The organism is Streptomyces sp. NPDC050610 (genome assembly GCF_040654875.1).
Classification (GTDB): Bacteria; Actinomycetota; Actinomycetes; order Streptomycetales; family Streptomycetaceae; genus Streptomyces.
The window spans coordinates 85684-102964 of the sequence record NZ_JBFAIV010000010.1; the positions used below are offsets into that span (position 1 = coordinate 85684).

General features: G+C 72.6%; 14 protein-coding genes. 3 read left to right on the plus strand and 11 right to left on the minus strand.

Translation table 11 applies throughout. The annotated features are described in order from the left end of the window. Positions 1-68: 68 nt before the first annotated feature. A complete protein-coding gene (locus AB0I22_RS15150) occupies positions 69-566 on the plus strand; it encodes a MarR family transcriptional regulator (protein WP_363131198.1) in 498 nt (165 codons plus the stop codon). Here AB0I22_RS15150 and AB0I22_RS15155 read toward each other — a convergent pair. From AB0I22_RS15155 to galT, 4 genes are all read right to left on the minus strand, one after another. Beyond that, positions 525-1304, minus strand: coding sequence for a response regulator transcription factor (locus AB0I22_RS15155; protein WP_363131199.1), 780 nt, complete (start codon positions 1302-1304; stop codon positions 525-527). The two genes, AB0I22_RS15150 and AB0I22_RS15155, sit on opposite strands and share 42 nt — an antisense overlap. 368 nt (positions 1305-1672) lie before the next feature. Beyond that, positions 1673-2839 carry a galactokinase gene (gene galK, locus AB0I22_RS15160; RefSeq protein WP_363131200.1) on the minus strand — a complete coding sequence of 389 codons (1167 nt, stop codon included), beginning with the start codon at positions 2837-2839 and terminating at the stop codon, positions 1673-1675. Continuing rightward, positions 2840-3820: a UDP-glucose 4-epimerase GalE gene (gene galE, locus AB0I22_RS15165; protein WP_363131201.1), complete on the minus strand. Its 981-nt coding sequence runs from the start codon at positions 3818-3820 to the stop codon at positions 2840-2842. Beyond that, on the minus strand, positions 3817-4863 hold the full coding sequence (gene galT / locus AB0I22_RS15170; protein WP_363131202.1) for a galactose-1-phosphate uridylyltransferase: 1047 nt from the start codon (positions 4861-4863) through the stop codon (positions 3817-3819). Before galT ends, galE begins: the two co-directional genes overlap by 4 nt. Positions 4864-5090: 227 nt before the next feature. Between galT and AB0I22_RS15175 the strand changes: the two genes are divergently transcribed. Both AB0I22_RS15175 and AB0I22_RS15180 read left to right on the plus strand, forming a co-directional pair. Then, positions 5091-6764, plus strand: a complete 1674-nt coding sequence (locus tag AB0I22_RS15175) for a sodium:solute symporter family protein (protein WP_363131203.1) — start codon at positions 5091-5093, stop codon at positions 6762-6764. A gap of 57 nt (positions 6765-6821) precedes the next feature. After that, positions 6822-7121, plus strand: coding sequence for a hypothetical protein (locus AB0I22_RS15180; RefSeq protein ID WP_363131204.1), 300 nt, complete (start codon positions 6822-6824; stop codon positions 7119-7121). Positions 7122-7220: 99 nt separating this feature from the next. On the opposite strand, the gene AB0I22_RS15185 is transcribed toward AB0I22_RS15180, so the two are convergent. The 7 genes from AB0I22_RS15185 to AB0I22_RS15215 form a co-directional block, all read right to left on the minus strand. Next, complete coding sequence (locus AB0I22_RS15185; protein ID WP_363131205.1) at positions 7221-7931, minus strand: LuxR C-terminal-related transcriptional regulator; 711 nt, start codon at positions 7929-7931, stop codon at positions 7221-7223. Between the two features lie 293 nt (positions 7932-8224). Beyond that, positions 8225-10081: a hypothetical protein gene (locus tag AB0I22_RS15190; RefSeq protein WP_363131206.1), complete on the minus strand. Its 1857-nt coding sequence runs from the start codon at positions 10079-10081 to the stop codon at positions 8225-8227. A gap of 320 nt (positions 10082-10401) precedes the next feature. Beyond that, a complete protein-coding gene (locus AB0I22_RS15195) occupies positions 10402-12198 on the minus strand; it encodes an ABC-F family ATP-binding cassette domain-containing protein (protein ID WP_363131322.1) in 1797 nt (598 codons plus the stop codon). Positions 12199-12303: 105 nt separating this feature from the next. Continuing rightward, positions 12304-13695, minus strand: a complete 1392-nt coding sequence (locus tag AB0I22_RS15200) for an acyltransferase (protein WP_363131207.1) — start codon at positions 13693-13695, stop codon at positions 12304-12306. A gap of 99 nt (positions 13696-13794) precedes the next feature. Then, entirely contained in the window at positions 13795-14778 is a 984-nt protein-coding gene (locus AB0I22_RS15205; RefSeq protein ID WP_363131208.1) for a 4-(cytidine 5'-diphospho)-2-C-methyl-D-erythritol kinase, read from the minus strand. Beyond that, on the minus strand, positions 14775-15725 hold the full coding sequence (gene rsmA / locus AB0I22_RS15210; protein ID WP_363131209.1) for a 16S rRNA (adenine(1518)-N(6)/adenine(1519)-N(6))-dimethyltransferase RsmA: 951 nt from the start codon (positions 15723-15725) through the stop codon (positions 14775-14777). Before rsmA ends, AB0I22_RS15205 begins: the two co-directional genes overlap by 4 nt. Next, positions 15722-17230: a ubiquitin-like domain-containing protein gene (locus AB0I22_RS15215; protein WP_363131210.1), complete on the minus strand. Its 1509-nt coding sequence runs from the start codon at positions 17228-17230 to the stop codon at positions 15722-15724. Before AB0I22_RS15215 ends, rsmA begins: the two co-directional genes overlap by 4 nt. Positions 17231-17281 lie beyond the last annotated feature (51 nt).

Below are 17281 nucleotides of genomic sequence, written 5' to 3' on the forward strand. Positions count from 1 at the left end.
CAGCATCCCCGCAAATATATCTTGACGTCAAGAGACTTCATGTCGACAGACCCTTTACACTGATCGCCATGGAGGACGAGGTCGATCGACTGGTCGCAGCATGGCGCCGCGAGCGCCCGGACCTCGACGTGGAACCGCTGGAGGTGCTGAGCCGCGTCTCCAGACTCGCACGCCACCTCGACCGGGCCCGCAGGATCGCCTTCGCCGAGCATCAGCTGGAGCCCTGGGAGTTCGACGTCCTGACCTCGCTGCGGCGCGCCGGGGCCCCGTACCAGCTCTCGCCCGGGCAGCTGCTGACCCAGACGCTGGTCACCTCGGGCACGATGACCAACCGCATCGACCGGCTCGCCAAGAAGGGCCTCGTCGAGCGGCTGCCCGACCCCAGCGACCGGCGCGGCGTGCTGGTCCGGCTCACCCCCGAGGGGCGCGACCGCGCCGACCAGGCGCTCGCCGGGCTGCTCGCGCAGGAGCGCGCGATCCTCGTCGAGCTGTCCCGGCCGCAGCGCCGTGAACTGGCCGACCTGCTACGCCAGCTGACCGCCCCGTTCGACAATATCCCCGGCTAGGTCCACCGGGCCCACCCCGGCGCGGCGGGCCAGCGCCACGGCGGCGAGCGTGGAGTGCACGCCGAGCTTGCCCAGCACGTTCTGCATGTGCGTGCGGACCGTGTGCGGCGAGAGGTAGAGCCGCTCGGCCACCGCCTTGCGGCCCAGCCCCGCGACCATGCAGCGCAGCACCTCGCGCTCGCGCGGGGTCAGCGACTCGACGAGCCGCTCGCTCTCCGTGCGGTGCTTGCGGGCCGCCGTCAGCTCCCGCAGCACGCCCGTCAGCAGCGCGGGCGGCAGATGCGTCTCGTCCCGCAGCACGCCGCGGATGACGGCGAGCAGCCGGGACAGGGAGCAGTCCTTGGCGACCCAGCCGGAGGCCCCGGCCTGGAGCGCCGCCGCCGCCCGGCGCGCGTCGTCGCGCTCGGCGAGCACCACGGTCCGTACGCTCGGCTGCCCGGACCGTACGCCCGCCACCAGCGAGATGCCGTCCACCGCGCTGTCCGCGGCCTCCCGGCCCTGGAGGTGCGCGGGGCCCGGTACGCGCGCGACGTCGCTGGTCGCGGCGCCGAGGTCGGCGTCGACCAGCAGTACGTCGAAGCGGCGGCCCTCAGCGGCGGCGCGCTCCAGTGAGCGCAGCGCCGCCGGTCCGCTGCCCGCGGCCGCGACCTCCACGTCCTGCTCCGCCGCGAGTGCTGCGGCGAGGGACTCGGCGAAGATGCGGTGGTCGTCGACCACCAGTACCCGAATACGTGCCACAGCCACCCCCATGTCAGATGTCGGTGGATCGCGGAGAAACCAGTGCGGGTACGGCGCCCGGTTCAGGGGTCGCCACTGCCGCACGGCCGCCGCCGTGCTGTGACGTCTACCCGCCCCCGGGCGTCGTACCTGCCTGTCTCGCCCCCTGATCGGCGTCGGCCCCCACCGACGCTGTGCTTCAGAGTACGGCTGGGGTACGACAACGGAAGGCGATTCACAAAACTGGCCGCTCCTCGTGTTCAGGGTGTGTTCAATGTTCGGTCTTGGGGCGGTCTGCGACACAGAACGACGGGAATTGATCCGTAGCCGAGACCAAAAGGTGCTCGGTCAGGGCCAGTTGAGCCTTCACCCGTACAGCGGGCGCGCTGTCACACGATCCGCCGCGCGCCGCCGCTCGGCACCGCGGGGAAGACGCGCGGCGCGCGGCGGCCAGCCGCCGCGAACGCGTCGCGCACCGCCTCCGTGACCGGGTCCGCGTCGTCCTCCGCCACCAGCACGACGGCCGAGCCGCCGAAGCCGCCGCCGGTCATCCGGGCGCCGAGCGCGCCCGCCGCGTTGGCCGCCTCGACGACCTGGTCCAACTCGGCGCAGGAGACGCGGAGATCGTCGCGGAGCGAGGCGTGGCCGGCGCTCAGGACGGGGCCGACGGCGCGGGCGTACCCGGCGTCCAGGAGGGCGATGACCTGCTCGACGCGGTGGTCCTCGGTGACGACGTGGCGTACGTACCGGCGCACCTTGTCGTCGTCCAACTGGTCGAGTGCCTCGGATAGTTGCTCGTAGGGCACATCGCGCAGCGCGCGTACGCCGAGCGCCCGCGCGCCCGCCTCGCAGCCGGCGCGCCGCTCGGCGTACGCGCCGTCTCCCAGTTCGTGTTTCACACGGGTGTCCACGACGAGGAGGGCCAGTCCGTGGGCCGCCAAATCGAACGGCACGTGGCGCTGGGAGAGGTCGCGGGTGTCGAGGTACAGGGCGTGGCCGTCGGCGCAGCAGGCGGCGGCCATCTGGTCCATGATTCCGCAGGGGACGCCGACGAAGTCGTTCTCGGCGTGCTGGGCGATGCGGGCGAGCCGCTGCGGGGGCAGGTCCAGTCCGTACAGGTCGTTCAGGGCGAGTGCGGTGGCGACTTCGAGGGCGGCGGAGGAGGAGAGGCCGGCGCCGGTCGGCACGGTGGACTCGTAGTGCAGGTCCGCGCCGGGGAGGGGGTGGCCCGCCTCGCGCAGGGCCCAGACGACGCCGGCGGGGTAGGCGGCCCAGCCGCCGCCGTCCCCGCCGCGGGTGCGGGCCGGTGCGAGGTCGTCGGTGCGCAGTTCGACGACTTTTCCGCCGCCGTCGGCGGAGTGCAGGCGCAGTACGCCGTCGGTGCGGGCGGAGGCGGCCGCGTGGGTGGTGTGCGGGAGCGCGAGCGGCATCACGAAGCCGTCGTTGAAGTCGGTGTACTCGCCGATCAGGTTGACCCGGCCGGGGGCGGCCCAGACGCCGGTGGGCCGCTTTCCGTACACCTCGGCGAAAGCCTCGGCCGCGCGCTCGGCACTCATCTACGCTCGTTCCTCCTGCTGTGGGGCGGTCCGCTGGGCGAAGTCCCAGGCGTCCGCGACGATGTCTTCGAGGGCGGCACGGGCGGGGCGCCAGCCGAGGCGCTGCTTGGCGCGTTCGGCGGAGGCGACCAGGACGGCGGGGTCGCCCGCGCGCCGCGGGGCGGTGTGCTGCGGGATGGGGTGGCCGGTGACCTCGCGGACGGTCTCGATGACGTCGTGGACGGAGAAGCCGTTGCCGTTGCCGAGGTTGCACACGAGGTGTTCGCCGTTCCTGGCCGCGTCGAGGGCCAGGAGGTGGGCGTCGGCGAGGTCGGCGACGTGGATGTAGTCGCGGACGCAGGTGCCGTCGGGGGTGGGGTAGTCGTCGCCGTATACGGAGATCGACTCGCGCCTGCCCTGGGCGACTTGGAGTACGAGGGGGATGAGGTGCGATTCGGGGTCGTGGCGTTCGCCCTGGGCTCCGTAGGCGCCGGCGACGTTGAAGTAGCGCAGGGAGACGGCGGCGAGTCCGTGGGCGGCGCATTCGCCGCTGATCATGTGGTCGACGGCGAGTTTGGTGGCGCCGTAGGGGTTGGTGGGGGCGGTGGGGGCGTCCTCGGTGATGGGGACGGCGGCGGGTTCGCCGTAGGTGGCGGCGGTGGAGGAGAAGACGAGGGTCCGGACGCCCGCGTCGCGCATGGCGGCGAGGAGTTCCGTGGTGCCGCCGACGTTGTTGCGCCAGTACTTGTCGGGGTCGGTGACGGACTCGCCGACCTGGGAGAACGCCGCGAAGTGCAGGACCGCGTCGTAGGAGGCGTCCAGCCATCGGGCGGCGTCCTGGATGCGGCCCTCAATGAACTCGGCGCCTTGGGGGACGCCTTCGCGGTGTCCGGTGGAGAGGTCGTCGAGTACGGTCACCCGGTGCCCGGCCTCCAGCAGATGGGCCGCGACGACGCTCCCGACATAGCCCGCACCGCCTGTGACCAGGTATTTGCTGCTCACTTACCCGCTACCTCCCGCAGTCGCTCGGCCGCGCGTTCCGGCGGCACATCGTTGATGAACACATTCATGCCGGATTCGGAACCCGCGAGGAACTTCAGCTTGCCGGAAGTGCGGCGGATGGTGAAAAGCTCTAGGTGGAGGGCGAAGTCGCCGCGCGCGGGCGCGGTGAGGGGAGCTTGGTGCCAGGCCGCGATGTACGGCGTGGGCGGCTCCGCCTCGCCGAAGATCCGGTCGAAGCGCCGCAAGACTTCCAGATAGACCTGTGGGAACTCTGTGCGCGCGTCGTCGTCGAGGGCGAGCAGGTCGGGTACGCGCCGCTTGGGGTAGAGGTGGACCTCGTACGGCCAGTGGGCGGCGTACGGGACGAAGGCGGTCCAGTGCTCGGCGTCCAGGACGACGCGGCGGCCGTCGGCGCGTTCGTCGGCGAGGACGTCGTCGAAGAGGTTGCGGCCGCCGGTGCGCTCGCGGTGTTCGGCGAGGGAGGCGAGCATCCGCTCGGTGCGGGGGGTGGTGAAGGGGTAGGCGTAGATCTGGCCGTGCGGGTGACCGAGGGTGACGCCGATCTCCGCGCCGCGGTTCTCGAAGCAGAAGACCTGCTCTACGCCGGGGAGTTGGGAGAGTTCGGCGGTGCGGTCGGTCCAGGCGTCGAGGACGAGGGCGGCCTGTTCCTCGGTGAGGTCGGCGAAGGACGCGCCGTGGTCGGAGGTGAAGCAGACGACCTCGCAGCGGCCGGAGTCGCCGGCCAGGGAGGGGAAGCGGTTCTCGAAGACGGCGACGTCGTAGTCGGCGGCGGGGATCTCGGTGTGCCGCCCGTCGCGGGAGGGGCAGAGCGGGCAGTCGTCGGCCGGCGGGTGGTAGGTGCGGCCCTGGCGGTGGGAGGCGACGGCGACGGCGTCGCCGAGGAGCCGGTCGCGGCGGATCTCGGAGGTGGTGGAGATCGCGTCGAGCGGCCGCTGGTCGACGGCGTCGCGGACCGCGTCGTCACGCGCGTCGTAGTAGATGAGTTCCCTGCCGTCCGCGAGTCGGGTCGCCGTCTTCTTCACCTGGCTGCTCCTCGCCCTGTCCGTGCGCGTCGGCCGCTGCCCGCGGCCTACCAAACATAACCAAACATAATGAACCACGGGTCAACACCATCGTCAACATCACAATCCAACAAAGACTCCCAACAGAAGTGTTCATTTTCGGACCGGCTGCGCGTACGTTGCTGTGCCATCAGCGCAGCCCACCGCCGTGTCACCCCAACCCCCGTGCCATCCGAAAAGAGCACCCCATGCAGAATCTGGCCGAAGGGCTTCGGCTCCCCACCAACGGGCTCGACTACGCCATCCTCGGGATCTACTTCGCCGTCGTCCTCGGCATCGGATTCGCGGCCCGGCGCTCCGTGAAGACCAGCCTCGACTTCTTCCTCTCGGGCCGCTCGCTGCCCGCCTGGGTCACCGGCCTCGCCTTCGTCGCCGCCAACCTCGGCGCCACCGAGATCCTGGGCATGGCGGCCAACGGCGCGCAGTACGGCGCGTACACCGTGCACTGGTACTGGATCGGCGCGATCCCCGCCATGGTCTTCCTGGGCCTGGTGATGATGCCGTTCTACTACGGCTCGAAGGTGCGCTCCGTACCGGAATTCCTGCTGCACCGCTTCGGACCGTCCTCGCACCTGCTCTCCTCGATCATCTTCGCCGTGTCGTCCGTGCTGATCGCGGGCGTCAACCTGTACGCGATGGCGATCGTGCTCCAGGCGCTGCTCGGCTGGCCGCAGTGGGTCGCCATCGTCGTCGCCGGGTTCTTCGTCCTCGCCTACATCACCCTCGGCGGGCTCTCCTCGGCGATCTACAACGAGGTGCTCCAGTTCTTCGTGATCCTCGCCGCCCTGATCCCGCTGACCATCGTGGGCCTCAAGCGGGTCGGCGGCTGGCACGGGCTCACCGACTCGCTCTCCGGCTCGCACGGCGACGCGTTCCTGACCGCGTGGAAGGGCACCGGCATCGGCGAGTCCAACCCGCTGGGCGCCAACTGGCTGACCATCGTCCTGGGCCTCGGCTTCGTCATGAGCTTCGGCTACTGGACCACCAACTTCGCCGAGGTGCAGCGCGCGCTGTCCGCGAAGAACCTCAGCGCGGCCAAGCGCACCCCGCTCATCGCCGCCTTCCCCAAGATCTTCATCCCGCTGGTCGTCGTCATCCCCGGCCTGATCGCCCTGGTCATGGAGCCCTCACTGGGCAAGGCGGGCAAGGACGGGCTCCAGTACAACGACGCCATCCCGGTCCTGATGCGCGACCTGCTGCCCAACGGCGTGCTCGGCATCGCGGTCACCGGACTGCTCGCCGCGTTCATGGCGGGCATGGCCGCCAACGTGTCGTCCTTCAACACGGTCTTCACCAACGACATCTGGGGCGCGTACCTGAAGAAGGGCCGCGAGGACGCGTACTACCTCAAGACCGGCCGCTGGGTCACGGCCGTCGGCGTGCTGATCGGCATGGGCACCGCGTTCATCGCCTCGTCCTTCAGCAACATCATGAACTACCTCCAGACCCTGTTCTCCTTCTTCAACGTGCCGCTGTTCGTCGTCTTCATCATCGGCATGTTCTGGAAGCGCACCACGGCGGCGGCCGGGTTCTGGGGGCTGCTGTCGGGCACCGTGGCCGCGATGGTCAACTACTTCTGGTTCTACAAGCAGGGCGTCATCACGATCCCGTCCGACCAGGGCGCCAACTTCGTCTCCTCGATCGTCGCGTTCGTCGTCGGCTCCGCGGTGATGGTGGTCGTCACACTGTTCACCAAGTCCAAGTCCGCCGAGTCGCTGGCCGGCCTGGTCTACGGCACCCGGTCCCCCGGCATGACGGAGCTGCCCGCCGAGGGCGACGACGCGTGGTACCGCAAGCCCGCGCTGCTCGGCTGGGGCGCGGTCGTGCTCGCGGCCGCCTGCTACATCCCGTTCTCCTTCTAGCCGCGGCGCCGGCAACTACCGTCAACCCCGACGAACCGAGGGAAAGAAGCACGCACCATGAGCGACTACCAGCGCGAAGTCGAAGAACTGGAGCGCGAGTCCACCACCGCCGCGCGCCTCTTCGACGTACGGCGCATCATCGGCGGCCTCTTCGTGGTCTACGGCGTCATCGTCACCATCGCCGGGATCACCGCCTCCGACGCCGACATCAAGAAGGCCCAGGACATCAACATCAACCTCTGGACGGGCCTGGGCATGCTCGTCCTCGGCCTCCTCTTCCTCCTCTGGCTCAAGCTGCGGCCGACCGTGCCGCCCGTGCCGCCCACGCCGGACGAGCCCGCGGACGGCGACAGCTGACCGGGGCCCGGGGCCTCGCGCGACGACGGCCGGCCGGGGCCCGGAGCCTCTCGCGACGACAGCCGGCCGGGGCCCGGGGCCGCCGCCCGGAGAGCGGAGTCAGGACGGCCGCACCGCGCCCGGCTCCGCCGCGTGGTTCGACGCGCTGACGGCGGCGCGGTCCAGCAGCCCCGTACGGGCCGCCAGCGCCGCCGCCTCCAGCCGGGACGTCACGCCCAGCTTCATCAGCACCCGCTGTACGTGCGTACGGGCCGTGCTCGGGGCGATGCCCATCCCCGCCGCGATCAGCCGGGTGTCCTCCCCCTCCGCCACCCGCATCAGCACCTCCACCTCGCGCGGCGTCAGCATGTGCAGCAGCCGCGCGCCCTCGTCGTCCGGCTGCGCCGCCGGATTGAGCAGCTCGGCGAAGGCGTTCTGGAGCAGCTGCGGATCGATCGCCGCCTCCCCGGCACGCGCCTTCACCATGGCCCGCTCGACGCCCTCGATGCGCTCGTTGTGCCGCACATAGCCGGAGGCGCCGGCCGCGAAGGCCGCCGCGATCCCGTGCGGGCTGGGCACCGGACCGAGCACCACCACCGCGACCTGCGGCCGCTCGCGCTTGATCCGTACGATCGGCTCGAACACCCCTGGCTCGGCAGGCGTCGCCGTGCCCAGCAGACATACCTCCGGCGCCCTGCTCACCACCAGCTCGGCCGCCCCGGCGCTCGGAGCCGCCGCGGCCAGCACCCTGTGCCCGCGCAATTTCAACGCCGAAGCGAGCGCCTCGGCCAGCAGACGGTGGTCGTCGACCACCATGAGCCGCACGCCCATGACCTACCCCCCTGTCCCCCCAGAGACCTACGTACCGGCCCTAACGGCCTGCCCGGCTCCCTCCCCTGGTCGTTTGCGTACGTCTCCCTGAGCCCCTTGCCCCCGGAAGCTACACGCTCGTCCGCCATCGCGCGCCCCTTACCGGCGAGAAGTCCCCCGGAATGCCGAAATCCCGCCTAATCACGCGTAGTTCGCGCTCGGCGCGAAACGTTCCAGCACGTCCGCGACCCCGACCGTACGGGCGTACGAGCGGGGCCGGGAGGGGCAGGAACGGCCGGTCTCCGGCCGCCGGTTCAGCTGCCGCCGAAGATCAGCAGCGTGTACTTCTTGCCGCCGAGCGAGGAACGGGGCTTGTCGGCATAGTGATTGCCGAGGAAGAGCCGCCCCTGAGCGTACAGACCTTCCTGGTAGTCCGGCGAGAGCGCGTTCTCCGCCTCGTGCGAGGAGACCGGGTTCCGCAGGAGCACGTCCTTCTTGTACGTCTTGGGGTCGACGCGCACCACCGTGCCGCCCGCCTTGTACGTCGGGAGCTGGTAGGCGATGACGTAGCCGTCCTTGTCCATCGACAGCGGCAGCAGCACGGAGCCGGCCGTGCCCTCGGCCTTGCCGGTGGACCGCCCGCTGGCCAGGTCGAAGCCGACGACCTCGTTGACCTCGCCCGAGACGGTGGACTTGCCGCTCTGGTGCTCCTTGGTCGGCAGGTACAGGGTGTCCTTGGAGACCGCGAGCTTGACGCAGCCCTCGACGTTCGTCGCGTCGCACTTCGGCGTGTACACACCGCCCTGCGTCGAGATCTTGCTGCGCAGCCGGCCGGTCTTGGCGCTGTCGTCGACGGCCATGAAGTCGGAGACGCCGTTGCCCGCGGAGCCGGCCGCGTCGAGGCCGACGACCAGCGGGTCGGTGGAGGCGATGTGCGCCCAGCTGATGCCGGCGGGCACCTTGAAGACCGACTTCACCGCGCCCGTCGCCGGGTTCAGCGTCTGGATCTCCAGGGACGGCCGGTTGTACGCGCCGCAGCGCCGCACCGCGACCAGCTTGCCGCCGCCCGCGTAACCGCTGTCCTTGCAGGAGTCGCCGCCCTTGGGCTTCCACAGCTCCTTGCCGCCGTCCAGCGCCCAGGCGGCGCCGCCGGCCGTGCCGCCCGCGGCGACGGTGCCGCCGCCGACGGTGACCTCGTCGAAGCGGATGTCCTCGTCGCCCAGCTTGGCGGTGTGCTGCCAGAGCTTCTTGCCGGCGTTGAGGTCGATCGCGGCGACCTGGTTGCAGCTGGGGTACTTGTTCCCGGCGGTCGGCTTGGCGTTCTTGAAGAGCACCGCGGTCTTGCCGTCGGCGGTGGTCCGCTGGGACGCCCAGCAGATCTCCCCGTCGAGCGCGACCTCCCACTTCTGGCCGCCCGAGAGCCCGTACCCGACCAGCTTGTAGACGTCGGACTTGACGACGTACTTGTCGGTCGCCCAGAGGCCCTTGGTCGTGACGAGGTCGGGGACGTGCTCCTGCTCCTTGCCGAAGAGCAGCTTGCCGTCGACGGCCGCGGGCTTCGCGCCGCCGTCCTTGTCGCCTTCCTTGCCGCCGCCCTTGTCACCGGACTTGGCCAGGCTCTTCTCGTCCTTCTTGCCGTCGTCGCCCTTCGTGGCGAACCAGACTCCGCCGCCGACGGCGAGGGCGAGCACCACGACCGCGCTGACGATGACGGTCATGCGCTGCTTGGACTTACCGCCGCCGCCGGGCGTCCCGCCGGGGAACTGGGCGGGCGGCGGGTACGCGCCGTACTGCTGCTGTCCGTACGGCCCCGGCTGCCCGTACGGTCCGGGCTGCCCCTGCGGCGGCGCCGCGCCGAACGGCTGGGTCGGGAAGTCCTGCGGCCCCGGCTGCGCCGGGTAGCCGTAACCGCCGGGCGGCGGGGGCGGCGGCGACTGGGGGGCGCCGGGCGGATTGCCCGGCGGCGGGGGCGGCGGAGGCGGCGTCCGCGGAGCCCCGGGCGGGTTGCCCGGCGGGGGCGGCGGAGGCGGCGGCGCCTGCGGGTAGCCGTAGCCGGGCTGCCCCTGCGGCGGCTGCGGCGGCTGGGCGGGCGGATAGCCGTACGAGGGGTCCTGCGGCGCGCCGAAGCCGCCCTTCGGCGGCTCGTTCGGCGGCTGGGGCGGCTGGGACATCAGCGTTCCTCTTTACGCGGGCCCGCAGCACCGATCCGTCTCCCCCGCACTCCCGGTGGCCGGATATCGACTGAATATCCACCGGGAAGGAGCGAATCGGGCGCGAAACCCGCCAGTCGATGACAGACAAGCGGACATTCTTTCTACCACCCGTCACCGACATCCCACCGCCCGGCAAAGGCCCCCTCCACCACCTGAGACCGGCCCGTGACAGGACCGTTGCGCCACCGCCCGGCCCCCGGGGGCCCATCCCTCGGCCGGTTCCCACCGATTGTTTTGCGACAAGGCGGCGCGACGGCCCGTAAGGGCCGCGCTCCCCGCTACGCGTCCTCGGCCAGCTCCAGCCAGCGCATTTCCAGGTCGTCGCGTTCCGCGGCGAGTTCGCGCAGTTCGGCGTCGAGTTTGGCGACCTTCTCGAAGTCGGTGGCGTTGTCGGCGATCTGGGTGTGCAGTTTGGCCTCGGAGTCGCTGATGCGGTCGAGGCGGCGTTCGATCTTCTGGAGTTCCTTCTTGGCGGCGCGGGCGTCGCCGGCGGGCTTCTGCTTGGCGGGGGCCGGGGCGACGGCGGGGGCCGTGGCTTCGATGACGCGGCGGCGCCGCTCCAGGTATTCGTCGAGGCCGCGCGGCAGCATGCGCAGCGTGGCGTCGCCGAGGAGGGCGAAGACGCGGTCGGTGGTGCGCTCGATGAAGTACCGGTCGTGGCTGATGACGATCATCGAGCCGGGCCAGCCGTCGAGGAGGTCCTCCAGCTGGGTGAGGGTCTCGATGTCGAGGTCGTTGGTCGGCTCGTCGAGGAAGAGGACGTTGGGCTCGTCCATCAGGAGCCGCAGGATCTGGAGGCGGCGGCGTTCACCGCCGGAGAGGTCGCCGACGGGCGTCCACTGCTTCTCCTTCGTGAAGCCGAACTTCTCGCACAGCTGGCCCGCCGTCATCTCCCGGCCCTTGCCGAGGTCGACGCGGTCGCGTACCTGCTGCACGGCTTCCAGCACCCGCTTCGCGGGGTCGAGTTCCGCGACTTCCTGGGAGAGGTAGGCGAGTTTCACCGTCTTGCCGACCACGATCTTGCCGGCGGCGGGCTGGGCATCGCCGTCCGTGCGGGCGGCCTGTTCGAGGGCGCGGAGCAGGGAGGTCTTGCCGGCGCCGTTGACGCCGACCAGGCCGACCCGGTCGCCGGGGCCGAGCTGCCAGGTGAGGTGCTTGATCAGCATCTTGGGCCCGGCCTGTACGGTCACGTCCTCCAGGTCGAAGACGGTCTTGCCGAGCCGGGTGCCCGCGAACTTCATCAGCTCGGCGTTGTCGCGCGGCGGCGGCACGTCGGCGATCAGTTCGTTGGCCGCCTCGATGCGGAAGCGCGGCTTGCTGGTGCGGGCGGGGGCGCCGCGGCGCAGCCAGGCCAGCTCCTTGCGCATCAGGTTCTGCCGCTTGACCTCCTCCGTCGCGGCGATCCGCTCGCGCTCGGCGCGGGCGAAGACGTAGTCGGAGTAGCCGCCTTCGTACTCGTACACGTCGCCGCGCTGCACGTCCCACATCCGGGTGGCGACCTGGTCGAGGAACCAGCGGTCGTGGGTGACGACGACGAGCGCGGAGCGCCGCGTCCGCAGGTGGTCCGCCAGCCAGGAGATGCCCTCGACGTCGAGGTGGTTGGTGGGCTCGTCCAGGACGATGAGGTCCTGTTCGGCGATGAGCAGCTTGGCGAGCGCGATGCGGCGGCGCTCGCCGCCGGACAGCGGACCGATGACGGTGTCCAGGCCCTGGCCGAAGCCGGGCAGGTCCAGCCCGCCGAACAGGCCGGTGAGCACGTCGCGGATCTTGGCGTTGCCGGCCCACTCGTGGTCGGCGAGGTCGCCGATCACCTCGTGCCGGACCGTGGCGGCCGGGTCGAGGGAGTCGTGCTGGGTGAGCACGCCGAGACGCAGGTCGCCGGTCTGCGTGACGCGGCCGGTGTCGGGGGTCTCCAGCTTGGCGAGGATGCGGATGAGGGTGGTCTTGCCGTCGCCGTTGCGGCCGACCACGCCGATCCGGTCGCCCTCGCTGACGCCGAGGGAGACGCCGTCGAGCAGCGCACGCGTGCCGTACACCTTGCCGACGGCTTCCAGATTGACCAGGTTGGCTGCCACTGCCATCTCACTCCTGCTGCTCGAATCGACCGGTCTTCCAGCGTAATCGCCCGCGCCGGCGGTCCCCGACCGCCCTTGGTGCGGACCGCGCCCGCCGGTCGCCCGTCAGCGGCGTCGCGTGCGCGCCGGGCCGCTGACCGCCTCGACCAGGAACCAGCCCACGACGGCCGCGAGGACCGCCACCGGCGCGGAGACGCGGACGGCGACGAGCATGGCGGTGCGGCCTTCCAGGAGTCCGCCGAAGCCGACCGTGGACAGGCCCAGGACGCCGAACAGGCACAGTGTGACGCCGAGGGCCGCCACCGGGCCGGACGCGGTGCGGGGCTCGGCGGGGCCGCGGGCGGCGGCCGGCCGTTCGAAGCGCCGGAAGGCCGCGACGAGCAGCGCGGTGACGGCGGCGGCCGCCGCGATCCGCAGCGGGACCTGCGCCCACCACGTCCCGCTCGCGGGCTCCGGCAGCGGTACGCGCAGGGCGAGCATGGCCCCGTACACGCCGAGCATCGCGGTGAGGTGCCACAGGAACGCGGTCATCGCGACGCCGTTGGCGGCGACCACGCCGCGCCATACGCGGGGGCGGGCCAGCAGCCGCGCGGCCGGGGCGCGCAGCAGCTCGACCGCGCCGACGAGCCACAGTCCGTGGCAGAGGAGCGCCAGCGTCGGCGGGGACATGTTGCTGATCTTCTCGCCGGGCATTCCGACCATGGACAGGGGGTACGGGCCGGCGGTGACGAGCGCGACGGCGCCCGCGAGGCCGGTGACGGCCAGCGCCGCCGGTACGCGCAGCCCGCCCGCCGCGAGGCGGCCGTCGGCGCGCAGGAAGCCGAGCTGGTGGACGGCGAGCCAGACGAAGGCGAAGTTGAGGAACTCCACGTACGGCACGCCGAGGGCGAAGCGCAGCACGTCGACGGCGGCGGCCGCCGCGACGAGGGCGGCGAACGCGCCCCAGCCGTAGCGTTCGTGCAGGCGCAGCAGGGGCGGGGTGAAGGCGACCATCGCCAGGTAGATGCCGATGAACCAGAGGGGCTGCGCGACGAGCCGGGCGGCCACGCCCGTCAGCGAGCCGTCCGCGCCCAGGAGTTGGACGCTCAGCGCGCCCGCTCCCCAGACGCCGATGAAGACCATGGTGGGGCGCAGCAGCCGCTGGAGCCGGGCCCGTAGGAAGGCGGCGTAGAGGGAGGCGCCGGGTTCACCGCGGCGGGCCTGGGAGCGGTAGGACAGGGCGTGCGAGAAGCCGCCGACGAAGAAGAAGACGGGCATGATCTGGAGGAGCCAGGTCAGGGGCTGGAGGGCCGGTTCGACGGCGAGGAGGTTGCCCACGCTCGCCTCGCCGTGCTGGTCGGCGGTGACGGCGGCCATCAGCCAGTGGCCGAGCACGACCGTGCCGAGCGAGGCGACGCGCAGCAGGTCGATGTAGCGGTCGCGGCCGCTGGGCGTGGCCTCGGCGAGTTCGCGTACGCCCGTACGTTCCGTTTCCGATGCCGGTCGTCGTGGTCTCATACGGGCACGATCGCCCGGCGGGCGGCCCGTACGGTTCAGCGCCGGTACTCAAATCCCCCTAGGAGATTGTGAGTACCGGTACTCATCGCGCGCCGCGGGTCACCCGGTGGGCAGCACGGTCGCGCCCGGCGCCGGGCCGGTGGCGATGCGCGCCGTGCGGCAGGTGCCGGAGGCGAGGAGGGCGTCGGCGACGGTACGGGCCGAGGCCGCGTCCTCGGTCAGGAACGCGGTGGTCGGCCCGGAGCCGGAGACCAGCGCGGCCAGGGCGCCGGCGGCCGTGCCCGCCGCGAGGGCGGCGGCGAGGGAGGGGCGCAGGGAGACGGCGGCGGGCTGGAGGTCGTTGCTCACGGCCGCCGCGAGGGCTGCGGGGTCGCCGTCGCGGAGGGCTTCGAGGAGGGCGGGGGACGGCTCGGGGTCGGCGGGGACGTCCGCCGTGGTGGCGCCCGTACCGGCGGCTTCACGGAGCCGGTCGCACTCGCCGTAGACGGCCGGGGTGGAGAGGCCGCCGTCCGCGACGGCGAAGACCCAGTGGAAGGCGCCGCCGACGTCGAGGGGGGTGAGGAGCTCGCCCCGGCCCCGGCCGAGGGCCGCGCCGCCGACGAGGCTGAACGGCACGTCGCTGCCCAACTCGGCACAGATGTCGAGGAGTTCGGTGCGACTGGCGCCCGTGCCCCATAGGGCGTCGCAGGCGGCGAGGGCCCCCGCGGCGTCGGCGCTGCCGCCGGCCATGCCGCCGGCGACGGGGATGTCCTTGGCGATGTGGATGTGGACGTCGGGCTCGCGCCCGTACCTCTGGGCGAGGGCGATCGCGGCGCGCGCGGCGAGGTTGGTGGCGTCCAGGGGCACGTGGTGGGTGTCGGGGCCGGAGCAGGTGACGCGCAGGGCGTCGGCGGGCGTCACGGTGATCTCGTCGTAGAGGCCGACGGCCAGGAAGACGTTGGCCAGCCCGTGGAACCCGTCGGGCCTGCGCCCGCCGACGGCGAGCTGCACGTTGACCTTGGCGGGGACGCGGACGGTGACGCCGCCGGTGCCGACTCCGACGGCGGGGAGGTCAGGGAGGCCGGGGAGATCGGGGGTGCTCATCGGTCGCCCTCCGGGTCGGCGTCGGGCGCGGGTTCGTACGTCCGGCTGCCCGTCCACCCGTCGCCGCCCCCGCCGGGGGCCTTGTGTTCGGCGATGGCGATGAATTCCTCGATGGTGAGGGACTCGCCGCGGGCCTGCGGGGAGACGCCCGCGGCGCGCAGGGCCGCCTCGGCCGCGGCGGCGGAGCCGGCCCAGCCGGAGAGGGCGGCGCGCAGGGTCTTGCGGCGCTGGGCGAAGGCGGCGTCGACGACGGCGAAGACGTCGCGCTTGGCGGCGGTGGTCCTGATCGGCTCGGCACGGCGGACCAGGGAGACGAGGCCGGAGTCGACGTTGGGGGCGGGCCAGAAGACGTTGCGGCCGATGGAGCCGGCGCGCTTGACGTCGGCGTACCAGGCGGCCTTCACGGACGGCACGCCGTACACCTTGGAGCCGGGCTGCGCGGCGAGCCGGTCGGCGACCTCGGCCTGGACCATGACGAGGGACCGCTCGATGGTCGGGAACGCCGCGAGCATGTGCAGCAGCACCGGTACGGCGACGTTGTACGGGAGGTTGGCGACCAGCGCGGTCGGCGCGGGTCCGGGCAGTTCGGCGACGCGCATCGCGTCGGAGTGGACCAGCTCGAAGCGGTCGGCGCGCTCGGGCAGCCGGGCGGCGACGGTGGCGGGCAGGGCCTCGGCCAGCACGTCGTCGATCTCGACGGCGGTGACCCGGTCGGCGGCCTCCAGCAGGGCCAGGGTCAGCGACCCGAGCCCGGGGCCGACCTCGACGACGACGTCGTCGGGCCGGACGCCGGCGGTCCGGACGATCCGGCGGACGGTGTTGGCGTCGATGACGAAGTTCTGTCCGCGCTGCTTCGTCGGGCGTACTCCCAGTGCGGCAGCTAGTTCGCGGATGTCGGCGGGGCCCAGGAGGGGGCCGGGGTCGTCTGTGGTGGGGCTGGAGCTCACCCCTGGAGTTTACGGCCGCAGACGGGCCACGGACTCGCCCCCCGGCTGATGTACAGCTTCTTGGCCCGGGAGGTCTGCTCCGCGGCCGGTGCGTCCTGGGGCCGGCCGCTGCCGCCGAGCGAGTGCCAGGTCCGGGTGTCGAACTGGTAGAGCCCGCCGTACGTGCCGGAGGCGTCCACGGCGTCGGGCCGCCCGCCCGCCTCGCACTGGGCGAGCCCCGCCCAGTCGAGGCCGTCGGCGCCGGTGGGCTTGGGCCTGGTGCCGACGCGCAGGATCTGGGCGCGGGGCGCCCGGACGGTCTCCGTGCGGAGCTTCTTCGGCTTCCGCTTGACGCCGTTGACGGTCCGCAGTTCGTACGTGACGCGCCGGACGCCCTGGAGCCCGGCCGCCTCGACGGCCTCGGTGCCCTTGAAGAGCGCCGGGTCGTCCAGGCGCACGGTGTGGAAGGGGATCGGCTCCTCGCGTGCCTCCTCGCCGCCGGTGATGCGCATGACGGAGATGGTCTGGCCCTCGCGCGGGAAGCTGTCGGGGGCCACGGAGGTGGAGTCCTGGCCGTGCAGGGTGAGGCCGGCGGCGGCGAGGGCCTCGCGGACGGTCGCCGCGTTGGTGGCGACGGTGTGCTCGCGGCCGTCGGCCATGAAGGTGACGGTGCGTTCGGTGCGTACGGCCAGGTCGAGGCCGCCGCGGGCGATGGGCCGCGAACCGGCGACGGAGAGGTGGGCGCCCTCGGCGCGCACGCCGAGCTGGCGCAGCGCCCCGGCGACGGTGCGGGCGGTGGTCCAGACGCGGCGGCGCTCGCCGTCGAGGTCGAGAGTCAGCGGCCGGCCGTAGCGGATGGTGACCTCGTCGCCGGTGGCGAGTCCATGGCCGCGGCCGGGCGCGACGACGTCGTGGGCGCCGAGGGGCACGCCTTCCTCGGCGAGGAGTTCGTCGACGTCGTCGGCGAAGGTGTGCAGGGTGCGGGGGGCGCCGTCGACGTCGAGCCGTACGGCCTTGTCGGTGGCGACGAAGGCGGAGGTGCCGCCCGCGAGGAAGGCGACGACGAGGGCGCGGGGCACGAGGCGCAGCAGCCCTTCGGGGCGTTCGGCCGGGCGCTTGCGGCGGGCGGCGCGGCGCTTGGCGGCCCGGCCGCCGCCCGGCGCGGGGAGGGCGGGATCGGCGGCGGCCGGCTCGTACGGGCCCGCGTACGGGACGGTGTGCGGGCTCGCGTACGGGGCCGTGTACGGGGCGGTGTGCGGGCTTTCCCATGGGTCGGCATACGGGCCGCCGGTGTACGGGCCTTCCTGCGCTCCCTGGGCGCGGGCCTGGCACGCGGCCCCCTCGTGCGCCCCCGGGTCGGCGGGGGCGCCGGGGTCGGCGTACCCGTACGCCCCGTCGCGCCACTCCGGCTCGTATTCGTATACGGCCGGGCCCGCCGACTGCCGGGGCAGGAACGGCCCGGCCGGGCCGGCGGGGGCTTCGGCGCCGCGGTACGCGGCTCGGTGGCTGCCCTGTGCTTGACTCACGCGACGCTCCACTGGGTCCGACCGCTGGTCCGGCTCCAGGCCCGGCGGCCC